General features: G+C 73.6%; 19 protein-coding genes. 5 read left to right on the top strand and 14 right to left on the bottom strand.

Translation table 11 applies throughout. The annotated features are described in order from the left end of the window. Positions 1-46: 46 nt before the first annotated feature. The gene (locus FHR77_RS14770) at positions 47-4648 is read right to left on the bottom strand and encodes a metallophosphoesterase (protein WP_167261553.1); all 4602 of its coding nucleotides are present in this window, start codon (positions 4646-4648) and stop codon (positions 47-49) included. A 256-nt stretch (positions 4649-4904) separates the two neighbouring features. Between FHR77_RS14770 and FHR77_RS14765 the strand changes: the two genes are divergently transcribed. After that, complete coding sequence (locus FHR77_RS14765) at positions 4905-5702, top strand: isocitrate lyase/PEP mutase family protein (protein WP_167261551.1); 798 nt, start codon at positions 4905-4907, stop codon at positions 5700-5702. Between the two features lie 52 nt (positions 5703-5754). On the opposite strand, the gene FHR77_RS14760 is transcribed toward FHR77_RS14765, so the two are convergent. The 12 genes from FHR77_RS14760 to FHR77_RS14705 form a co-directional block, all read right to left on the bottom strand. Continuing rightward, positions 5755-6240 (bottom strand): VTT domain-containing protein, encoded by a 486-nt coding sequence (locus FHR77_RS14760; RefSeq protein WP_167261549.1) that lies wholly within the window; start codon positions 6238-6240, stop codon positions 5755-5757. A gap of 206 nt (positions 6241-6446) precedes the next feature. Further along, positions 6447-7622, bottom strand: a complete 1176-nt coding sequence (locus FHR77_RS14755) for a YihY/virulence factor BrkB family protein (protein WP_208381073.1) — start codon at positions 7620-7622, stop codon at positions 6447-6449. A gap of 160 nt (positions 7623-7782) precedes the next feature. Beyond that, positions 7783-8091, bottom strand: a complete 309-nt coding sequence (locus FHR77_RS16235) for a DUF3618 domain-containing protein (protein WP_167261548.1) — start codon at positions 8089-8091, stop codon at positions 7783-7785. Further along, positions 8088-8498 carry a phage holin family protein gene (locus FHR77_RS14745; protein ID WP_167261546.1) on the bottom strand — a complete coding sequence of 137 codons (411 nt, stop codon included), beginning with the start codon at positions 8496-8498 and terminating at the stop codon, positions 8088-8090. Before FHR77_RS14745 ends, FHR77_RS16235 begins: the two co-directional genes overlap by 4 nt. After that, positions 8491-8895 carry a hypothetical protein gene (locus tag FHR77_RS15670; RefSeq protein ID WP_056058699.1) on the bottom strand — a complete coding sequence of 135 codons (405 nt, stop codon included), beginning with the start codon at positions 8893-8895 and terminating at the stop codon, positions 8491-8493. The genes FHR77_RS14745 and FHR77_RS15670 overlap by 8 nt, the downstream gene beginning before the upstream one ends. A 96-nt stretch (positions 8896-8991) precedes the next feature. Then, on the bottom strand, positions 8992-10407 hold the full coding sequence (locus tag FHR77_RS14735) for a glycosyltransferase 87 family protein (protein WP_167261544.1): 1416 nt from the start codon (positions 10405-10407) through the stop codon (positions 8992-8994). Positions 10408-10562: 155 nt separating this feature from the next. After that, positions 10563-11474: a prenyltransferase gene (locus FHR77_RS14730; protein WP_167261542.1), complete on the bottom strand. Its 912-nt coding sequence runs from the start codon at positions 11472-11474 to the stop codon at positions 10563-10565. Beyond that, on the bottom strand, positions 11471-11899 hold the full coding sequence (locus tag FHR77_RS14725; protein ID WP_167261540.1) for a lycopene cyclase domain-containing protein: 429 nt from the start codon (positions 11897-11899) through the stop codon (positions 11471-11473). Before FHR77_RS14725 ends, FHR77_RS14730 begins: the two co-directional genes overlap by 4 nt. Then, the gene (locus FHR77_RS14720) at positions 11896-12237 is read right to left on the bottom strand and encodes a lycopene cyclase domain-containing protein (protein ID WP_167261538.1); all 342 of its coding nucleotides are present in this window, start codon (positions 12235-12237) and stop codon (positions 11896-11898) included. The genes FHR77_RS14725 and FHR77_RS14720 overlap by 4 nt, the downstream gene beginning before the upstream one ends. After that, a complete protein-coding gene (gene crtI, locus FHR77_RS14715; protein ID WP_341777405.1) occupies positions 12237-13949 on the bottom strand; it encodes a phytoene desaturase family protein in 1713 nt (570 codons plus the stop codon). The genes FHR77_RS14720 and crtI overlap by 1 nt, the downstream gene beginning before the upstream one ends. Further along, entirely contained in the window at positions 13946-14860 is a 915-nt protein-coding gene (locus tag FHR77_RS14710) for a squalene/phytoene synthase family protein (RefSeq protein WP_167261536.1), read from the bottom strand. Before FHR77_RS14710 ends, crtI begins: the two co-directional genes overlap by 4 nt. Next, entirely contained in the window at positions 14857-15927 is a 1071-nt protein-coding gene (locus FHR77_RS14705; RefSeq protein WP_235491308.1) for a polyprenyl synthetase family protein, read from the bottom strand. The genes FHR77_RS14710 and FHR77_RS14705 overlap by 4 nt, the downstream gene beginning before the upstream one ends. 85 nt (positions 15928-16012) lie before the next feature. On the opposite strand from FHR77_RS14705, the gene idi reads away from it, so the two are divergent. After that, a complete protein-coding gene (gene idi, locus FHR77_RS14700; RefSeq protein WP_243861928.1) occupies positions 16013-16525 on the top strand; it encodes an isopentenyl-diphosphate Delta-isomerase in 513 nt (170 codons plus the stop codon). A 108-nt stretch (positions 16526-16633) separates the two neighbouring features. On the opposite strand, the gene FHR77_RS14695 is transcribed toward idi, so the two are convergent. Next, on the bottom strand, positions 16634-17728 hold the full coding sequence (locus FHR77_RS14695; RefSeq protein WP_056058675.1) for a fatty acid desaturase family protein: 1095 nt from the start codon (positions 17726-17728) through the stop codon (positions 16634-16636). Between the two features lie 216 nt (positions 17729-17944). Between FHR77_RS14695 and FHR77_RS14690 the strand changes: the two genes are divergently transcribed. From FHR77_RS14690 to FHR77_RS14680, 3 genes are read left to right on the top strand one after another with little or no spacing between them, the layout of a single operon-like run. Next, positions 17945-18673, top strand: coding sequence for a hypothetical protein (locus tag FHR77_RS14690; RefSeq protein WP_167261532.1), 729 nt, complete (start codon positions 17945-17947; stop codon positions 18671-18673). Between the two features lie 55 nt (positions 18674-18728). Continuing rightward, on the top strand, positions 18729-19487 hold the full coding sequence (locus tag FHR77_RS14685) for a DUF308 domain-containing protein (RefSeq protein ID WP_341777404.1): 759 nt from the start codon (positions 18729-18731) through the stop codon (positions 19485-19487). Further along, complete coding sequence (locus tag FHR77_RS14680; RefSeq protein ID WP_167261530.1) at positions 19484-19729, top strand: hypothetical protein; 246 nt, start codon at positions 19484-19486, stop codon at positions 19727-19729. The genes FHR77_RS14685 and FHR77_RS14680 overlap by 4 nt, the downstream gene beginning before the upstream one ends. Positions 19730-19792: the final 63 nt, after the last annotated feature.

Raw genomic sequence — 19792 nt, 5'->3', positions numbered from 1 at the left:
GCCGCGGCGTGGTTCGCGTGCGACTTCGTGGTTCGCGGGCACGGCCTCAGGCCGAGCGACGACGTCTCAGCGTGAGCAGCAGCCCTCCCGCGGCGAGCAGCAGCACGCCGAGGCCCCCGGCCGCGAGGAGTCGCGGGTCGGCTCCCGTGAACGCCAGCGGGTCGTCCGCACGGTCGCGGGGCGTCGTCGCGGCGGGCGCCGCCGAGCCGGGACGCGGTCCCGTGCCCGAGGTGGGGCCGGCGCCGGGAGCGACCGGCACCGCGCCTCCCGCACCCGGATCCGTGGGCAGCTCGGGAGCGCCCGGCGTGCCGGGGTCGCCCGGGGCCCCCGGCGTGCCCGGGTCGGTGGGCGTGCCCGGGTCGACCGCCGCGGCGACGACCGTGAGGGTGCTCACGCCCGACCGCGACTGGGCACCGTACGGGTCGGTGACCGTGACGAACCAGCCGAGGCTGCCGAGCGGTGCGTCGGGCCAGGCGAGGGAGGCCTCGGTGCCGCTGGCGACGTCGGCGACGCTCCCGATCAGCTGAGGCGTCTGCACCTCGGCCGTGAAGGAGTTCGTGCGCAGCGTCTTGGTGCGCGGGTCGATGCCGGCCGTGGCGTAGGGCACCACGAACTCCTGGTGCACGGGCTCGAGCGAGGGGTCGTCGCTGTCGTAGTCGTCGAGCGACGGCGAGTACGTGCGCACCGTGATCTGCTCACCGACGTTGTCGAAGTGCATCAGGCGCAGGTAGCCGAGGCCGCCCTCGGGCAGGCCCTGGTAGTCGAAGAGCATCTGCGTCACGGTGCGCTCGGCCACGCCGTCGCCGTCGTCGTCGAACTGGTCGTAGCGTGTGAAGGCGTCGTGGTAGTGCCCCGACATCACCATCATGACGTTGGGGTTCGTCGCGACGACCTCGTCGTAGATGCGCTGCGGCACGGGGCCGAGGCCGCCGGTCGTGAGCATGTACTCGTGCAGGTTGATGATCGCCTTCCGCTCGGGGTACTGCGCGAGCACCTCGTTCATCCAGTCGATCTGGGCGTCGCCCGGCGCCCAGCCCATCGACAGCACCAGCAGGTCGACGCCGCCCGTGCTGACGAGGTCGTAGTGCCCGCGGTTGTCGAGGTGGCCGCCGCCGTACCAGGGGTTCGCCGCGTACCGCTGCTCGCCGAACCACTGCGAGTAGTACGTGTAGTCGTCGTTCTTCTGGTCGACGTCGTGGTTGCCGGCCAGCACGCCGTAGGGCAGGCCGGCGTCGTCGAGCCGGTCGTACTGGGCGTCGGCCCGCTGCCACTGCTCGGGCACGGTGCCGTCGTCGACGATGTCGCCGGTGTGGAAGAGGTACTGCAGGTTGAGGTCGTCGCGCTCCTCGAGCAGGTAGTCGTGGATCGCCACCTGGTGCTTGTAGTTCGCCGGATCGGTGTTGTAGTACTGCGTGTCCGACTCCCACGCGAGCGTGAAGTCGTAGGCCGAGCGGGGGGTGTCGGCGGCGTTGCGGGGCGTGACCGGGGTGTCGCGCGTCGAGCGGGGAGCCCCGGCGAAGCCCTCCGAGTGCTGCACGAGCACCGTCATCGAGCCGTCCGCCGCCACGTGGCCGGCCGAGGCGACCGTGGCGGTGAGGGCGAACTCGACGTCGTCGGGGTCGGTGGTGACCACACGGTCGACCTCCTCCCAGGCGCCGGTCGTGACGTCGCGCACGTACATCAGCACCTTGGCGCCGGTGTCGGCCGAGCCCGTCCAGGTCAGCCTCGTCTGGTGCTCCGGGCCGGCCTCGGCCGGCACCGCCACGTCGAAGACCTGGTAAGGCAGAGCCGTGTCGGAGCTGATCTCGGTGTCGACGCCGTCCACCCCGCCGATGGCCTCGACCTCGGCCGCGCTGAGGGCACGGGCGCCCGCCGCGGCGGCCGGGGTCTCGCCGTCGACCTGCGTCGCGACGTCGGTCGTGCCGACGCGGCTCGTGACGCCGCCGTTCGCCGCGTCGAGCTCCCAGCCGCGCGAGAAGTCGACGCGCAGGGCGTCGCCGCTCGGGTCGTCGACCCGGGCTCGCAGCTCCACCTCGCCCTCGGTCACCTCCGCGCCGTCGACCGGCAGCACAGGCTGGCCCGACGGCTGCTCGACCGGCGTCGTGAACGGCACGTCGGTGCGGGTGACGTTGCCGACGGCGTCGGTCGCCGTCAGCGAGAGCAGGTGCTCGCCGCCGGGGAGGTCGACCGAGGAGGCGCGGAACGGCAGCTGCACCGCCTCACCGTCCAGCGTGGTCACGAACGTCGCCACGCCCGAGCCGGTGTCGGTCGCCGTGCCGGTGAGGAGGAACTCGCCGCGGTACTCGACGCCCTGCTGCACGTCGGTCGCGACCGCGGGCGCGGTGTTGTCGACGAGGACCGTCCTCGAGAGCGAGCCGCCGCCTCCCGCCGTCGTGGCAGTGACGACGTGGGCGCCGTCGGCGACGCCCGTGGTGTCCCAGTCGTGCGAGAGGGCGCCGAACGCGTCGTCGGGCACGGTGAAGACCGCGTCGAACGAGTCGAGCTTGCCGGCGCTGTCGCCCATCTGCAGCACGCGGGCGGGGTCGTCGTAGCCGGCGGGGCGGAGCGTCCTGCCGTCGGGCAGCACGAGCCGGAGGCCCTGGATCGTGAAGTCGTCGTTGTTCTCCGGGCTGATCTCGGGCGCGGCCTTGGTGCCGGCCCAGACGCTCAGTGTCAGGGGCTCGCCGGGGCGCACGGCGTCGAGGGGCACCTTCGTGGTGATGGTCTCGGTGCCCTCGAAGATGCCGTCGTCGAAGATCGTCAGCACCTCGCTGCCGAGCAGCACCCCGTTGCGGAAGTACGTGTTGACCCCGCCCGCCTCGAAGGCGAAGTACGCCTCACGCTCGAGCGCGCGCTCGACGTCGACGACCGGAGCGCCGTCGATCTGGAGGGCCACGTCGGGCGGCGTCGCCGTGCCTGCGGCGGCGATCGGCACGGTGCCCCGGAGGCCCTGGCCCTCGGCGACGTTCAGCCGCACCGGTGCGTCGTCACGACCGCCGATCGTCACGGTGCGGACGGGCGTCGTGGTGGTGTTCGAGCCGTCGGTGACCTCGAGCGAGTACCGCAGCCAGCTCTTGCCGTACAGGTCGACGCCCGGCACCGACCAGGTGTAGGTGTCACGGGGCCCCGCGGTGGCGGCGGGGTCGGCCCGGGTGCCGACCAGGTCGACGACGACGGGCTCGGCGTCGACGTCGTTCTCGGCGGTGAGGCGGGCCGAGAGCACGCCGGAGTCGTCGGTGACGGTGAAGGTCACGTCGAACGGCTGCGTCGGGTCGTCGACGGAGGCGGCGGTGCCGTCGACGACGACCGGCGCGACCGTGTCGACGGGCGTCACGACGAGGCCGGCGGGCACCTGGTCGGCGGTGACCGTGCCGGGGCTCGCGGGGGCCTTGCGCAGCAGCACCTGCTTCGTCGGGTCGGCGGCGTCGGGCCCGTACTGGATCCCCTGGTCGGGGTCGACGTCGTCGCGCCCCGCCACGAGCCCGTAGTACCCGCGGTTGAGGGCGACGCCGCTGTTCGTGACGACCTCCATGCCGCGGGCCGAGCCGTTGGCCATGCCGGCCGAGGCGACGTCGAGCAGCTGGCCGACGCGCAGCGACGAGCCAAAGTGGGAGTTGAAGTCGGCGCGCGTGAGGGCAGCGTTCTGCCCGTTGCGGACCCACAGCACGAGGGTGTCGCCGGGGGCGATCGTCGCGGCCCGGGGCGTCGAGGGCCAGAGCACGGTCGACGAGTTCTGCGCCTCGTCGATCGGGTACAGGTAGCGCAGCGAGTAGTCGGACCAGTCGATCGGGCGGTCGGTGCCGTTGTAGAGCTCGACGAACTCGTAGCCGTCGGCGCTGCCGACGTTCGTGGAGTCGGGCAGCAGCTCGGTCACCTGCAGGGCGGCCGCGCGGAGGCTCGGGTCGGGCAGCGGCGTCGGGGCGGGAGCCGGGGTGGTCGGTCCGGGCGTGGGCTCGGGAGCGGGCGTGGGCGCCGGCGTGGGCTCGGGGGCCGGCGTGGCCGGGCCGCCGAGCTGCGCGGGGTCGACCGCGCCGGGCGTCGGGGCGGCCTTCGAGCCGACGAGCTGAGCGCCGGGCTGGGCGGCGTCGGCGGAGCGCGCGAACTGCGCGACGGTCCCCGCCGAGACGGAGCCGGTCGGGTAGAACGACCACGAGACGGCCGTGCCGACGGCGTCGACGACCCGGACGCCGCGGCCGCCGCCGTTCGCCATGCCGGCCTGCCCGGTGACGCGCACCACGGGGTACGACGTGGGCGCGCCTCCCGTGCCTGCCCACGCGGCCCGGAACTCGTCGACGGTGCGCGCCGTGCTGTCGACGGCGCCCGAGGCGTAGCTCAGCCACAGCACGACCGGCACGCCGGGGGGCAGCACCGTCCCCGCCGGAGCGACGAGGGGCACGTCGCGGGCACGGTCGTCGGAGTCGACGTACGTGTAGGCGAGCGAGACGCCGCCGTCGCCGAGCACCACGTCGGACGCGGTGGTGTTGACGACCTCGACGTACTCGAAGTCGTCGGCCCCGACGCCGTCGGGGGCGATCTCGGTGACGAGCACGTCGCCGACGGGAGGCGCGGCCTGGGCCGGCACCGCGCCCCCGGCGACGAGGGCCGCGGCGAGGGCGGCGGCGGACAGTGTGGCGAGGCGACGACGCATCTGTGGAGTTCCCCTGGATCGACTGGCAGTGCGCCATGACCCTAGGGAGGCCGATCGACGGGCGGGTGAACGACGGGTGTCGCCTCCGTGCGCGACCGTCGTCGCCGCGCCGTCGTCGCCGCGAACCACGAAGTCGCACGCGAACCACGCCGCGGCGTGGTTCGCCTGCGACGACGTGGTTCGTGAGCACGGCCGGGCGGCGAGACCGCCCGGCCGGGGGCTGGTGCCGCCCAGCCGGGGCTGCTTGGCTGGGGGCATGTCCATCTCCACCACGGCCGAGAAGGCCGACCTCCTCCGCTCGCTGCACGTGCCGGGCGACCCGCTGATCGTCACGAACGTCTGGGACAGCATCACCGCCCGCGTCGTGGCCGGCGCACCGGGCGTGAAGGCCCTGGCCACCGCCTCCCACTCGATCTCCGAGGCGCACGGCGTCGAGGACGGCGAGGGGCTCGACGTCGACGAGATGCTCGCCGCCGCCCGCATCATCGTCCGCTCGGTCGACCTGCCCGTCTCGGTCGACTTCGAGAAGGCCTACGCGACCGACGCCTCGGGCACCTTCGACAACGTGTTCCGCCTCATCGAGGAGGGCGCCGCCGGCCTCAACCTGGAAGACAGCATCGGCCAGGCCAAGGCCCCGCTCTACGACATCGACACCCAGGTCTCGAAGGTCGCCGCGGCCCGCCGCGCCGGCGACCGCGCGGGCGTGCCGATCGTCGTCAACGCCCGGGTCGACGCCCTGGCCGGCGACCCTGACAGCTTCGACGACGCGGTCACCCGCGCCAACGCCTACCTCGACGCGGGGGCCGACTGCGCCTTCGTGCTCGGCCTCGGCACGGAAGACCTCGTCAAGCGCGCCCTCGACGAGATCCACGGGAAGATCAGCGTGATCTCGGGGCCGACGTCGGTGCCGCTCGCCCGCCTCGCCGAGCTCGGCGTCTCGCGCGTGAGCTTCGGGCCGATGTCGATGGGCCTGACGCTGTCGCACCTCCGCGACGCGGCGACCCGCCTCACCGCCCGCGAGGAGTACCCGGCGGAGCTCGGCTTCTCGTTCTGAGCCGCGCCCAGACCGGGTGACGCCCGGGAGGGCTGATCCACTCCGGAGTGGATCAGCCCTCCCGGGCCCGACGCCGTCGCACCGCGAGCACCGCGACCGCGACCGCGACCGCTGCCACGCCCCCGAGCAGCACCAGCACGACCACACCGGCCGGCGACCCCGCCACCGAGCCGACGACCGCCCAGAGCACCGCGAACCCGACGGTGGCGTAGATCAGCGCCCACGCCGCGCACCCGGGCAGCATCGCGACGAGGTACACGGGCCACCGCATCCTCGACGCCCCCGCGGCCGCGTTCATCACGGTCTGCAGCCCCACGGTCAGGAAGCTCAGCGTGACCGCGGGAGGCCCCCACCGGGCCAGCACCCGCGACGCCCGCGCGACGCCCGGCCCGTCGACCCAGCGGCCCCACCTCGTCGAGGCGGCTCCCCGTCGCGCGCCCCGCGCCAACCAGTAGGTCGCCTGGGCCCGGCAGACGACGATCGCGAACAGCGCCGCCACGAGCCCGCCGAACGGCAGGCCGGCCAGGCGCTCGAGCACGGTGCCCCCTCGGGTGACGCGGTCAGGTCAGGTCAAGTCAGGTCAAGTCAGGTCGGGCCTGGTCGGTCCAGGTCACGTCGATGCTAGGTCGACCCGCCCGGGAGGCGCCCGGGACGGACGACGACCGAGGGCCCCTGCACGACAACTGTCGCTCAGAGGCCCTCGGTCACGAGAGATCGGGCACCGGCCATGCCGGCCCCGACGCCTCAGCTCCGGTCGCGCCGCTCGCGGCGCTCCTTGCCGTCGGGCAGGTCGTCGGCGTCGGCGTCGGGCCGGTCGTCGTCCGCGGGACGCTCGCGGCCCTCGCGACGCTCCCGCGCCTCCTGTTCGGCGATGGACGCGGCCGCGGCCTGCCGCAGGCGCATCCCGTCGAGCTCGTCCTGCGCCTCCTGGGCCCTCTTCTTGTCGCTCTGCTTCGTGTCGCGCGGCGGCAGGAGGATGTCCTTCTCCGCCTCCATGCCGGCCTGGAGCTCGCGGCCGCGCTCGATCTCGGCGTCGAACTCGGCGCCGAAGAGCAGGGCGTTGTTCGTGATCCAGAGCCAGAGCAGGAAGACGATGACGGCACCGAGCGAGCCGTACGTCTTGTTGTAGTTCGAGAAGTTGCTGACGTAGAACCCGAAGCCGACGCTGGCGATCATCCAGATGAGGATGGCGAGCAGCGAGCCCATGCTCATCCAGCGGAACTTCGGCTGCTTCACGTTGGGCGCGAAGTAGAAGAGCACCGCGACGACCACCACGACGATGACGAGCAGCACCGGCCACTTGACGATGCCCCAGACGAAGACCGCCGTCGAGCCGAGGCCGATCACGTCGCCCACGGCCTGCGCCACGTCGCCGCTCAGCACGAGGATGAGGCCGGCGACGACGATGAGCACGACGGTGAAGGCCGTGATCGCGAGGTTCGTCGGGCGCAGCTTCCAGATCGGGCGGCCCTCGTCGATCTCGTAGACCCGGTTCATCGCGCGGCCGAAGGCACCGACGTAGCCGGAGGCCGACCACAGGGCGCCGACGACGCCGACGACGAAGGTGATCCCCGCCGCGGGCGACATGGTCACCTCGCGGATCGGGTCGCGCAGCGTCTCGGCGACCGAGCCGCCGCCGAGCTGGGTGAGCAGCTCGAGCATGGTCTTCGTCGTGGCCTCGGCCTGGCCGAAGAGGCCGAGCACCGACACGATCGCGAGCAGCGCCGGGAAGATGGCCAGTACGGCGTAGTAGGTCAGGGCCGCCGCCAGGTCGGTGCACTGGTCGGAGGTGAACTCGCGGAGGGTCTTCTTGAGCACGTAGCCCCACGAGGGCTTGCGAAGGTCGTTCGGGCTGTCGGGCTTGCGCGCGTCGTCGGGGTCGGGAGCCTGCTGCTCGCGCTCGGTGCTGCTCTGCGCCATGGTGTTGTCCTTCGTTCTGGGGGACGCCCTGGGTGAGGGGTGCGTGCCCGCCAGCGCGACGGGGCAGCCGTCAGGCGGGGGGCTGGAGGTGGGGTGGGGAGGGAGAGAAGGTGCGGGAGTCGCGGCGCCGGTCAGCGCCGCGACTCCCGCACCCGGGGCCCTAGCGTCGGGCGATCCGCACGACGCCGGCCACGACCGAGGCGAGTCCGACGACCCCGGCGACGCCCGCGGCCACCACGGGCCGCGGGTCGTCGTGCCAGCGTCGGGAGACGCTGTCGCGGAGGCGGCGGGCGTGCGCCGGCACGCTCAGCTTGTCCTCGATCGCGTCGAGGGTGCGGGCGAACTCCTCGCGGGTGCGCGCCACGTCGAGCTCGAGCTCGGGGATGCTCGGGGCGGACTCGTCGGAGCCCGCACCGTCGCCGTCACCGGCGCGGCCGTCACGGCGGTCGCCGGAGTCGTCCCGGCTCACGAGCCGATGCCCTTCAGCGCGGCGACGTCCGCCTTGACGTTCTCGACGGCCTTCTCCGGCACGGGCGGCACGCCCTTCTTCAGCGCCTTGACGCCGAGCAGCGCGAGGACGGCCGTGACGACCAGCAGCACGCCGGCCACGATCAGCGCGGCGAGCCACGGGGCGACGACCGTCGCGAGGCCGAGGACGCCCGCGGTGATGAGCACGGCCAGCAGGAAGAAGCCGAACAGCGCGGCCCCGACCAGCAGGCCCGCGCCGACGCCGGCCTCCTTGAGCTTGGTGGCGAGCTCCTTCTTGGCGAGCGCGATCTCGCCGCGGATCAACCGCGAGATGAGGTCGGGCAGGCTGCCGAGGAGCGACCCGAGCGACCGCTTGGTGCTCTGGTCAGGTGCCTTGAGGTCACTCACCGGCGTTCACGCCCGGGAGCGGGCCCGAGCCGGGCTCGCCCTTGCCCTTGGCGCCACGACCGGCGTCCTTGACCGCGTCGGCAGCGTCCGAGGCCTTGGACTCGGCCTTGTCGGCCAGCGCGCCGACCTTGTCCGCGACGTCGGAGTCGCCCGACTTCGAGGCGACCGACTTGGCCTTGGCGGCCGCGTCGCCCGCGACCTCCTGGATCTTCTTGCCGACCACGGGGGCGTTCTCCTTGACGAAGCCCTCCGCCTGCTGGACGGTCTTCTGCACGTTCGGGTTCTCCCACAGGCTCTCGGCCTGCGACTTGATCTTGACGTACGCGCCACGGCCCGCGCGGGCGCCGAGGACGTAGCCGACTGCCGCTCCGGCGACGAAGAGGATCTTGCCCTTCATGAGTGCTCCTTGGGTCAGACCCGCTCACGGCGGGTGTCGAGATGTCTGGTGACCACGCTGGCACGTTCACGCCCGGGCCGACCAGATCCGCGACTCCTACCGCTCGTGGTCGAGCACCCGGGCCTCGGTCGCGACGCCCGCGGCGACGCCCCGGTCGGGCGCGAGCAGGCCGAGGGCGCGCCGGAGGGTCCAGCCCGGCAGCCCCGCCGCGGCGAGCGCCGCCTCCATCAGCCGGACGACGCACCAGCCGAACAGCGCGACGACGATGGCGTTGCGCGCCGCGAGCGCCAGCACGGCGGCGGGCTGCAGGTCGATCAGCTCGCGGTACATGACGGGGAAGACGAGGGTCGTGAGGCCGGCCGCCCACGCGGTCAGGCGGGCCGGCACGCGGAACAGGTCGGGGCGCTGCGCGAGGCCGACCGCGACCACCGGGGCGATCCAGAGCATGTACTGCGGCGAGCCGACCTTGTTGAACACGACGAAGGTCGTCGTCAGGGTCAGGGCGCCGAGCAGCACGAGCTGGACCTCGTCGCCCGAGGTCGAGCGGCGGGCCCCCGGCAGCCCGAACGCGGCGACGGCGAGCAGGGCGAGCAGCGCCAGCACCACGCCGAGCATGAGCTCGGTGCTGCTGTTGATCGCCCAGGTGTCGCCCGGGCCCATGACCTCCCGGGTCGCGAGGGCGACGTTCTGGTAGACCGACGCCCCCGGCACGCGAAGCATGGCCATCCACACCCACGGGGTCGAGAGCGGCGCCTCGAGCTGGAGGCCGCGGCTCGACTGGGTGCTGATGAACGTGTCGATCCGGCTCAGGCCGCCGCCGAGGGCGACGGCCGCGGCGACGCCCGCCGTCACCAGGAGGGCGGAGCGCACGACCGTCGAGCGGCGCCGCGAGGCGACCATGACCGCCGCGATGACGGCCGCCGGCCAGACCTTGATCCAGGTGGCGCCGGCGAGCAGCAGGCCCGCGACGCGGGGGCGCCGGGCGAGCAGCACCAGGGCCGTGAGCACCATGGGTGCGCTGAACCCCTCGAGGCGGAGGAAGGCCACCGGGCTGAGCAGGAAGAGCACGAGCAGCCACCACCAGGCGGCCGGGGTCTCGACGGTGCGGCGGCCCCGGTCGGTCAGCACCCAGAGCGAGACGCCGTTCAACAGCGTCAGCATCACCAGCCAGACGAACTGGTACATCGACTCGCCGAGCACGTTCGGCAGCACGATCGGCAGCAGGGCGCCCGCCGGGTAGACCCAGGTGAAGTCGAGCACCGGCCACGACCCCGAGCTGAGGGCGTCGGTGGCCCAGGTGCGGTACAGCGGCAGGTCGCCGCTCACGCCGCCGGAGAGCATGAGGGGCGTGAGGGCCAGGAAGAGCGCGGCGTGCAGGGCCGCGAACGTCCACCACAGCCCGTGCGGGTGCTGACGCACCCACCGCCGCCGGGACGCCAGCCGGCCGGCCAGGTCGCGGAGGGCGCGCGCGGGCCGCGGGCGCTCGGGGGTGCGGGAGGTCTGCGTGCTCACGGGCCGAAGATACGGCCAGGACCTTTCGCCCGGGTGAACTCGGGGCCACATCGGGCCGATCTCATCCGCGCGACGGAGCGGCCCTCCGCCGATCGGCCGCCCGGCCCCGCGGGTCGGCGACGCGGCCGGCCGGCCGAGCCCCCGGGAGTCGCGGGTCAGCCGAGCGCGACCCACCAGATCAGCAGCATGGTCACCACGAACCCCGACACGAAGTTGAGCGTCAGGAACCGCTTCCACCCCCGGTTGACCCCCTCCGCGTCGGCGTCGGCGACGTTCCACCACGGCGCGCAGCTGATCGCGTAGGCGACCGGGAGGAGCGCGGCGAACGGCCCCGGGGTGTCGGTGAAGGTCATCAGCAGCGCCGCGAGCAGGTACGCGACGACCGAGAGCCGCACCGTGGTGCGGGCGCCGAAGACCGTCGCGATCGAGGCGATGCCGCCCTCGCGGTCGGCGATGACGTCCTGCACGGCCCCGAAGGCGTGGCTGGCCGTGCCCCAGAGGAAGAACGCGGCGAGCAGGGCCCACAGCGCGGGCGTGACGTCGGCCCCGGCGAGCACGAGGCCGTAGACGGCGGGGCTCACGAAGTGCGTGCTCGAGGTGACCGAGTCGACGACCGGGCGCTCCTTGAAGCGCAGGCGCGGGGCCGAGTAGGCGACGACGGCGAAGACGCTGACCGCCAGCACGAGCCAGCTCAGCGGACTGCCGACGGCGACCAGGAAGACCAGGAAGGGCACGTTCGTGACGACCGCGGCGACCAGCGTGGGCCGGTGCATGCTGGGGTCGAGCAGCGCCCCCTCGACGCCGCCCTTGCGGGGGTTGCGCAGGTCGCTCTCGTAGTCGAAGACGTCGTTGATGCCGTACATCGCGAGGTTGTACGGCACGAGGAAGTAGAGGGTGCCGACGATCGCGACGAGCCACGGCACCGCGGTGACGTCGTAGCTCGTGCCGCCGTCGGGCGTGCTGCCGCTCGCGGCGCTCAGCAGGTAGGCGGCCGCGAACGGGAACGCGGTGTTGATCCAGCTGAGGGGTCGCGACGACCAGGCCAGGGCGCGCAGGGTGGCGATCACCGCGACTCCTCCGGTCCTGCGGCGGGCCGGGCCGGCCGCGCCGGCCCAGCCCGTCGGGCCGGTCGCTCGAGCGACGGCTCGCGGGCCGGTCGGCGGCCGCCGAGCAGCGTCCAGACGCTCGGCAGCAGCACGAGCGCCGCCACGGAGTAGGCGAAGTCCTCGAGCGGGGCGACGCCGAGCTTCGCGCCGCTGATGCGGGCCTCGTCGTAGCCGACCAGGCCGACGCCGATCATGACGTTGTCGAAGACGGCGGTCATCACGAGCAGCACGACGGTGGTGAGCCCGGCGGCGCGGACGACCTCGGCGCGGTCGCGGTCCCCCGAGGAGGCGCGCCCCCGTGCCCGGAGCCGGTGCAGCAGCAGCGCCGCGGCCGCGGTCACGGCCACGAGCCCGAGGAAGACGGCGTTCACCGCCCAGTACGTCACGCGCGCGCCCCCTCGCGGCGGGCGGCGAGCACCCCGAGCGCGAGGCGCGCCCCGGAGTGCAGGTTCATCGTCAGCCAGCAGAGCAGCACGAGGAAGAAGACCTCCTCGAGCGGCAGCTCGGGCGCCAGCTGCACGCCCGTCATGAACGACGTCTCGCCGCGGAAGAAGATGCCGAGGTCGATGCCGACGACGTCCCAGACCAGGAAGAAGGCGACGCCGACGAGAAGCGTCACCGCCGCACGCCAGCCGTCGCGCCAGAAGAACAGCGTGAAGCGCCGGTCGAGCGCCGCCATGCCGGCCAGCGAGATCAGCAGCGCGACGAGGTAGGCGGCGCCCATCAGGCCGTTCCGGCGGCGGCCGGCGCGGCGGGGGCCCCGGCCTCGGCGGCGGGCTCGGGCAGCGGCTCGGTGCTCGTGTCGCCGCGCATGTTCTTGAGCAGCACCTCGGCGCTGATCAGGCACATCGGCAGGCCGATGCCGGGGCGCGACGAGCCGCCGACGTAGAAGAGGTTGCGCACGTGCTCCGAGGTGTTGCCGGCGCGGAACATCGCGCTCTGGTCGAGCGTGTGCGCCGGGCCGAGCATGCTGCCCTGCCAGGCGTTGACGTCGTCGACGAAGTCGCGCGGCCCGCGGGTGCGCCGCAGCACGACGCGCGACGCGAGGTCGGGCACGCCCGCCCAGCGGCTGATCTGGTCGATCACCTGGTCGGCGAGGCGCTCGACCATCGGGTCGCCGTCGCCGTCGACGTCGCCGCGGCCGAGCGCGGGGTCGGCGGGCAGCGGCACGAGCACGAAGAGGTTCGTCTGGCCCTCGGGCGCCGTCGACGGGTCGATCGTGCTCGGCTTGCAGACGTAGAGCGACGGCGGCTCGGGGATCCGCTTGTCGTCGCCGAAGATCCGCTCGAAGTTCTCGTGCCAGTCGCGGGCGAAGAACAGCGAGTGGTGCTCGAGCTCGGGCAGCTCGCCCTCGACGCCGAGGTAGACGAGCAGGGCGCTCGGGCCGGGGTCGCGGCCGTGCCAGTACTTCTCGTCGTAGGTGCGCAGCGAGCGGGGCAGGAGGCGCGTCTCGGTGTGGTGCAGGTCGGCCGCGCTGACGACGGTGTCGGCCTCGAGGGCGTGCTCCGCGCCTCCCGCGTCGGTGTACTCGACGCCCGTGGCCCGCGCCGTCGATACCCGTGGGCGACCCCGTCGGGGCGCAGCGTCGGCCTCGACGGCCGTCGTGATGCGCGTGACCGAGGCGCCGGTGACGATCGTGACCCCGGCGTCGCGGGCGACCGCGGCGATGCGCTCGATGACCGTCGTCAGCCCGCCCTGCGGGTACAGCACCCCGTCGTCGAGGTCGAGGGTGCTCATCAGGTGGTACATGCTCGGCGTGCGGAACGGCGACGAGCCGAGGAAGACCGCGGGGTAGTCCAGGATCTGCTTGAGGCGCGGCTCGCTGACCGTCTTCGACGCGAAGGTGTCCAGGTCTTGCAGGAGGAGCCGGGCGAGCTTGGGCAGCCGCACGACGACGTCGCCGCGGAGCAGCGGCGACACGCTCTCGAAGCTCGTGTAGAGGAACCGCTGCTTCGCCATCTCGTACGTGTCGCGGGCCGAGCGGAGGTAGCGTCGCATCCGCTCGCCGCTGCCGGGCTCGACGCTCTCGAACAGGGCGACGTTGCGCTCGAGGCCGAGCGGCACGTCGATCGGGGCGGGGTCGTCGTCGCCGGGCTCGGCGCCCGGCTCGAAGAACACGCGGTAGCCGGGGTCGAGCGCCACGAGGTCGAGCTGCTCGTCGGCGCTCGTGCCCATCAGCTTGAAGAAGTGGTCGAAGACCTCGGGCATGAGGTACCAGCTCGGGCCGAGGTCGAAGCGGAAGCCGTCGCTCGCCCAGCTGCCCGCGCGGCCGCCGACGGCGTCGTTCTTCTCGAGCACCGTGACGTCGTGGCCCTCGCGGGCGAGCAGCGCCGCCGAGGCGAGGCCGCTGATGCCGCCGCCGATCACGACCACCCGGCGGCCGTGCCGCTCGACCGTCGTCGCGCCGGTGGTGGACTTCAGCCAGGGTGTGCTCACGAAGGGGCTCCGTCGGTCGGGGTGGTGCTCGGGGTGCGGGCGGGCGGCACGGCCACGACGCGGCCGACCGCGGCGCCGGCCGCGATGCGCAGCTTCACCGGGTTCGGCACGCGGACGCGCGCCCGGATCAGCGAGGAGGCGGGGGTCGCCTCGAGCCGTCGGTTCAGCTCGGCGAACAGGCCGTGGGCCAGCGCCACCGCGCGCCGCGACGACGCGGGCAGCACGGGGATGATCTCGCCGGCGACCCGCAGGTCGTCGTCGATGTCGTCGACGAGCCGCCGCTTGGTCGCCTCGTCGAAGGTGTCGACGTCGACGCCGGGGAAGTAGCTGCGGCCCAGGTGCTCGAAGTCCGCCGCGAGGTCGCGGAGGAAGTTGACCTTCTGGAAGGCGGCACCGAGGCGGCAGGCGCCCTCGTCGAGGGCGGCCCGCGTGCTGGCGGGGTAGCCGTGCCCGACGAGGAAGGCGCGGAGGCACATCAGGCCGACGACCTCGGCCGAGCCGTAGACGTACCGACGGAACGACTCGTCGTCGTGCTCGCGGGCGCTGAGGTCGGCCCGCATCGAGGCGAAGAAGGGCCGCGTGAGCTCGGTGCCGAAGCCCGTGGCCCGGGCGGTGCGCGCGAAGGCGTGCACGACGAGGTCGGAGCTGAAGCCCTCCGCGAGCGCCCGCTCGGTCGTGGCCTCGTAGTCGTCGAGGCACCGGCCGGCGGCCGCGACGTCGAGCCCGGCCTCGGCGGCGGGGCCGTCGACGATCTCGTCGGCGACGCGCACCAGCGCGTAGACGTTCTCGACGTGCTGCCGCACGTCGGCCCCGAGGAGGCGCGAGGCCAGCCCGAAGGAGGTCGAGTACCGGCGGATCACGCCGGCCGCGGTCTGGTCGGCGACCGCGTCGTAGAGCGAGAGGCCGGTCACCGCACGCGCTCCAGGACGGTGGCGACGACGGGGGTCAGGGCCTCGCGGAGCGCGTCGCCCACGGCAGGGCCGTCGAGCACGGCGAGCGCGCGGCGGGCGTGCTGCTCGACGAGGGACTCGGCGAACGCGCGGGCGCCGCACGCCTCGAGCCGGGAGCGCACGTGCTCCGCCTCGGCCTCGGTGAGGTCGGCCTTGCCGATGAACGGGCGGATCGCGAACCACTCGTCGGTCGTGGCCGCGTGGGCGACGATGACGGTGCGCTTGCCCTCGCGGAGGTCGCCGAGGGTCGTCTTGCCGGTGTCGGCCTCGAGGCCGAAGACGCCGAGCAGGTCGTCGACCACCTGGTAGGCGACGCCGACCTCGCGGCCGAACTCGCCGACCGCGTCGACGACGGCGTCGGGGGCGCCGGCGAGCACAGCGCCGGCCTGCAGCGGGGCCTCGAAGGAGTAGACGGCGGTCTTGGCGCGCTCCATGTCGAGGATCTCGGCGACCGTCGGCACCTCGGGCGAGAGCGACAGCTCGACGTCGACCATCTCACCGCCCGCGCTGACGAAGATCGCCTCGTCGAGGATGTCGAGGAGGCGCGCCCGGACGCCGCCCTCGCACCGGACGTCGAGCAGCAGCCGGCTGGCCCCGGCGAGCGCGAGGTCGCCCGCGATGACGGCGGCCGACATGCCCCGGTGCTCGGCGGCGGGGGTCGGGATGCCCGCCGTCGTGGCCGTGTCGCGGTAGCTGCCGGAGACGTTGGGGATGCCGCGGCGCGAGAAGTCGCGGTCGATGACGTCGTCGTGGACGATCAGGGCCGTGTGCAGCAGCTCGAACGAGGCCGCGACGCCGGCGACGGCCTCGTCGTCGGTGCCGCCGAGGGCGTCGTAGGCGGTGAAGACCATGCGGGGCCGGAAGCGCTTGCCGCCGACCGTGTTGCGCTCGAGCACCGACCAGAGCTCGACGTAGCGACGGCCCACGAGCGCGGCCCGGCGCTCGGCCAGCCGGAAGAAGTCGTCGAGGACGACCTCGACACGCTCGTGTCGGGCGCGCGCGCCGCCGCGCAGCTGTTGAGCGTCCACAGAGGGCAGACTACCTCCCATGGAACTCGGCGAACGCGCTCATGCTCAGCCTCTCGACAGCCCTCCTGCAGGGTCTGATCAGGAGATGGTGGTCCTCCTCGACGAGGCCGGCGAGCCCGTCGGCAGCACGCCGAAGGCCACCGTGCACACGACGGCGACGCCGCTGCACCTCGCCTTCAGCTGCCACGTCGTCGACGAGCGGGGCCGCGTGCTCGTCACCCGCCGGGCCCTGTCGAAGAAGACCTGGCCCGGCGTCTGGACCAACTCGTTCTGCGGCCACCCCGCGCCGGGCGAGACCCCGGAGGAGGCCGTCTACCGCCGTGCGTCGCAGGAGCTCGGCATCGAGGTGGCCGACGTCAGCGTGATCCTGCCGGAGTTCCGGTACGTCGCGACCGACGCCTCCGGCATCGTCGAGAACGAGATCTGCCCGGTGTTCACCGCCCGCGCGGTCGGCGTGCCCGACCCCTCGCCCGACGAGGTCGCCGAGTGGGCCTGGCTCGAGCCCGAGGCGCTCCGCGGGGCCGTCGAGGCGGCGCCCTTCGCCTTCAGCCCGTGGCTGGGGTGGCAGCTGGCCGCCTGGCCGGCGACGGCGGCCTGACCGGGCCGACCCGCGCCTCCTGCCCTGTCGGGGCCTGCCCCGGGCAGCACGACGACGGCGCCGCCACCTCCTCCGAGGTGACGGCGCCGTCGTCGTGTGCGGGCGGGCTCAGCGGGGGCGGAGCGTCGCCGCGGCGGGGCAGTCGAAGGGGTCGCGGGCCGCGAGGCCGACGCGGTTGAGGTAGCGGATGACGATCCCGTACGACTTGATCGCGGTGGTCTCGGCGTAGGGGATGTCGTGCTTCGCGCAGTGCTCCTTGACGAGCAGGCTCGCGGCGCGCAGGTGCGGCCTGGCCATGCTCGGGAAGAGGTGGTGCTCGATCTGGAAGTTCAGGCCGCCCATGAACGCGGTCGAGAAGCGACCGGTGATGTTGCGCGAGGTGAGCACCTGCTTGCTGAGGAAGTCGACCTTCGCGCCCTCGGGGATGATCGGCATGCCCTTGTGGTTCGGGGCGAACGACGAGCCCATGTAGAGGCCGAAGACGGCCATCTGCACGCCGATGAAGGCGAACGCCATGCCGACGGGCAGGAACGCGAAGACGACGGCGAAGTAGGCGATCATGCGCCCGGCGATCAGCGACACCTCGAGGGCGCGGCCCTCGACCTTCTCCTTCGTGAGGAGCACCTTGATCGAGTGCACGTGGAGGTTGACGCCCTCGCCGAGCAGCAGGGGGAAGAAGAACCAGCCCTGGCGACGCGTCAGCTGGCGCATCAGGCCGGTCTGCTTCGCCGCGTCCTCCTCGAGGAAGGAGACCGTGTCGAACGCGATGTCCGGGTCCTTGCCCTTGGTGTTCGGGTTGGCGTGGTGGCGCGTGTGCTTCGACATCCACCACGCGTAGCTCATGCCGACGACGCCGGCGGCGAGCACGCGGCCCACCTTGTCGTTGCGCGTTCCCGAGTCGAACACCTGGCGGTGCGCGGCCTCGTGGGTGAGGAAGGCGAACTGGGTGAGGATGACGCCGAGCGCGGCCGCGATGAGCAGCTGGAACCAGCTCGAGCCGAGCAGGACGAAGCCGGTGGCCGCGCCGAGCAGGCAGACGACGAGCACGACGAAGACGGTGACGTAGAACCCGGTCCGACGGCGGAGCAGCCCTGCTTCGCGCACAGACGCCAGGAGCGTCGAGTAGGTGCTGGTCGGTTTGCTGGCCGATCCGGGCACGGTCGGACGGAACCCGGCCGGAGCCGAGGGGGCGATGGAGGTCATGCAGCTCCCGCGATGGTGGACTTCCCAGCCAGTGGTGGTGAGCGTGCGCCCTCGGATGTGACGACCGTAGGGGCCGGGGCTGGGCATCGGTAGGGAGATCGCCGCGTGTCCCCCTGTCCCCTCCGGGTGGTCCTGGCCTCGACCGCCCAGGTGATCCTCGCCTCCCGGGGCGCGGGCCCCTGGTGATACTGACATCCGGCATGTCACCATGGACGGATGACGGCCTCGCACCTCGACTCCCCCGCCCCGCTCGTCGGCCTCGTGCACGGCTGCCCGCCAGCGCCGCTGGCCCTGCCCAGGCTCGACGAGGCGGGCGCGGCGGGGGTCGGGGCGGGCATCCGCGAGCTCGTCGCGGCGCCGTGCGGCGGGCCGTGCGACGGGGCCACGACGCTCGAGGTGCGGGGGCTCGGCGGCTGGGGCCTCGACGGGTGGGCGCCCGGCCTCCCCGGCACGCGCCCCGTGGCCGTCCCGCCCGGCGTCCGCGTCGACGGGCTCTCCGCCGAGCACGACGGGCCGGTGCGGCACGGTCTCGTCGCCCTCGTCGACGCCCGGCGGGGGACTGCGGGAGGCGCGGGGTCCCCCCAGCTCCACCACCGCCTCCTCGTCCGCGGGCGCTCCGACGTGCCCCTCGTGCTGGAGCTCCTCAGCGACCTGCGCCGCGACCCGTCCCGGGGCTGGCGGGCCGCCTCCGTCGCCGCCGTGCGCCTCAGCGCCCTGCCGCAGGGCGTCGCGATCGACGAACCGGGGCCGGACGGCGCCGACGACTGCCTGCGCCTGCTCGCCGGGCGGCTCGTCTCGCTCAGCCTCGTCTCGACCGGGATGCTCCAGGTGCGGCGGCCCGGCCGGGTCGGGGGCGCGGCCGGGCACCCCGCGGGCCGCGTCGGCTCCGCCCCGGCTCCGGCCGTGGGCGCCGCCCGGAGGTGGGCTGTCAGCGAGGGGCGGTAAACTCGGGCCGTCTGCTCGGCGTCGCCGGGCCCGCCCCCGTCGAAGAAGGTCTCCCGTGCCTGCTGCTGCCGCGCCCTCCCCCGGGCCGACCGAGCCCCGGCCGAGCGACCCCGCTACCACCGTCCACGAGGCCGGTGCGCGCGGCCGTGACCGGCCCGTCGGCCGCGTCGACCTCGCCGCCTCGGCGCCGCGCTACTGGCCCGTGCCGATCCTCCGGGCCGTCCCGGCGATCGCCCTCGGCGTCGCCATCACGTTCTCGCCCGACCACTCGCCGCGCGTTGGCCTGCTCGCCCTCGGCGTCGCGGGCGTCGTCGGCGGCCTCGTGCTCGCCGTCGGGTCGCTCCGACGGCTCGATGACCCGTCGAGCCGCACCCTCGGCCTCGTGCAGGGCCTCGTCGGCCTCGTCGTGGGCGCCCTGGCCCTCGCGTTCTCGGGCGGCGGCCTGCCGGTGCTCGTCGCCCTCGTCACCACCTTCGCGCTCGTCACGGGCGCTCTCGAGCTCGTCACCGGGCTGCGTCGCCGTCGACGCACCCCCTTGGCCCGCGACTGGACCACCGTCGGCGCGATGACGCTCCTGCTGGCCCTCGCCTTCCTCGTCGTCCCGCCCGACTACGCCGAGCAGCTCGGCGGCGTGGAGCAGATCGACGGCGTGCTCACGTCGTCGACCGTGCTCGTGGGCCTGCTCGGCGCGTGGGGAGCGGTGGTCGGGGTCTACCTCGTCATCGCCGGCCTCTCGCTCAAGTGGCAGACGGGCGCCGACGCGGCGACCGACGCCGCCCCCCAGACCAGTGCAGACGGAGTACAGCACCCATGACACAGCCCAGCTGGCGCGACCGCGTCCGCCCCGCCGAGTTCCTCGGCCTCAGCGCCGTCTTCGCGGTGTTCGTCGGGGTCGTCGTGCTCATGACGACCCGCGAGCTCGACCTCGCGCTGATCTTCCTCTGCATCGGCTTCATCGTCGCGCTCGTCGTCATCGCGATGCTCGCCCTCGCGGCCAAGCCGAACGACGACGAGCAGCACGAGATCGACGAGAGCGACAAGCCCCGCGGCCACTGAGCCCCCGCGGCCACTGAGCCCCCGTACGCGCCCAGCTCTTCCCCTGACCTGAGCCGAAGTCGG

It is taken from the genome of Frigoribacterium endophyticum, from assembly GCF_011759585.1.
Lineage (GTDB): Bacteria > Actinomycetota > Actinomycetes > Actinomycetales > Microbacteriaceae > Frigoribacterium > Frigoribacterium endophyticum.
The sequence above is the reverse complement of the archived record's forward strand: the minus strand, read 5'-3'. Positions and strand labels throughout refer to the sequence as shown.

What these genes read in the sequence shown, in the direction of transcription:
- FHR77_RS14680 (WP_167261530.1), top strand. Translation starts at nt 19,484, where the DNA reads ATGACACAGCCCAGCTGGCGCGACCGCGTCCGCCCCGCCGAGTTCCTC.
- FHR77_RS14720 (WP_167261538.1), bottom strand. Translation starts at nt 12,237, where the DNA reads ATGGGCGCCGCCTACCTCGTCGCGCTGCTGATCTCGCTGGCCGGCATG.
- FHR77_RS14690 (WP_167261532.1), top strand. Translation starts at nt 17,945, where the DNA reads ATGACGGCCTCGCACCTCGACTCCCCCGCCCCGCTCGTCGGCCTCGTG.
- idi (WP_243861928.1), top strand. Translation starts at nt 16,013, where the DNA reads ATGGTGGTCCTCCTCGACGAGGCCGGCGAGCCCGTCGGCAGCACGCCG.
- FHR77_RS14755 (WP_208381073.1), bottom strand. Translation starts at nt 7,622, where the DNA reads ATGGCGCAGAGCAGCACCGAGCGCGAGCAGCAGGCTCCCGACCCCGAC.
- FHR77_RS14695 (WP_056058675.1), bottom strand. Translation starts at nt 17,728, where the DNA reads ATGACCTCCATCGCCCCCTCGGCTCCGGCCGGGTTCCGTCCGACCGTG.
- FHR77_RS14765 (WP_167261551.1), top strand. Translation starts at nt 4,905, where the DNA reads ATGTCCATCTCCACCACGGCCGAGAAGGCCGACCTCCTCCGCTCGCTG.
- FHR77_RS15670 (WP_056058699.1), bottom strand. Translation starts at nt 8,895, where the DNA reads ATGAAGGGCAAGATCCTCTTCGTCGCCGGAGCGGCAGTCGGCTACGTC.
- FHR77_RS14770 (WP_167261553.1), bottom strand. Translation starts at nt 4,648, where the DNA reads ATGCGTCGTCGCCTCGCCACACTGTCCGCCGCCGCCCTCGCCGCGGCC.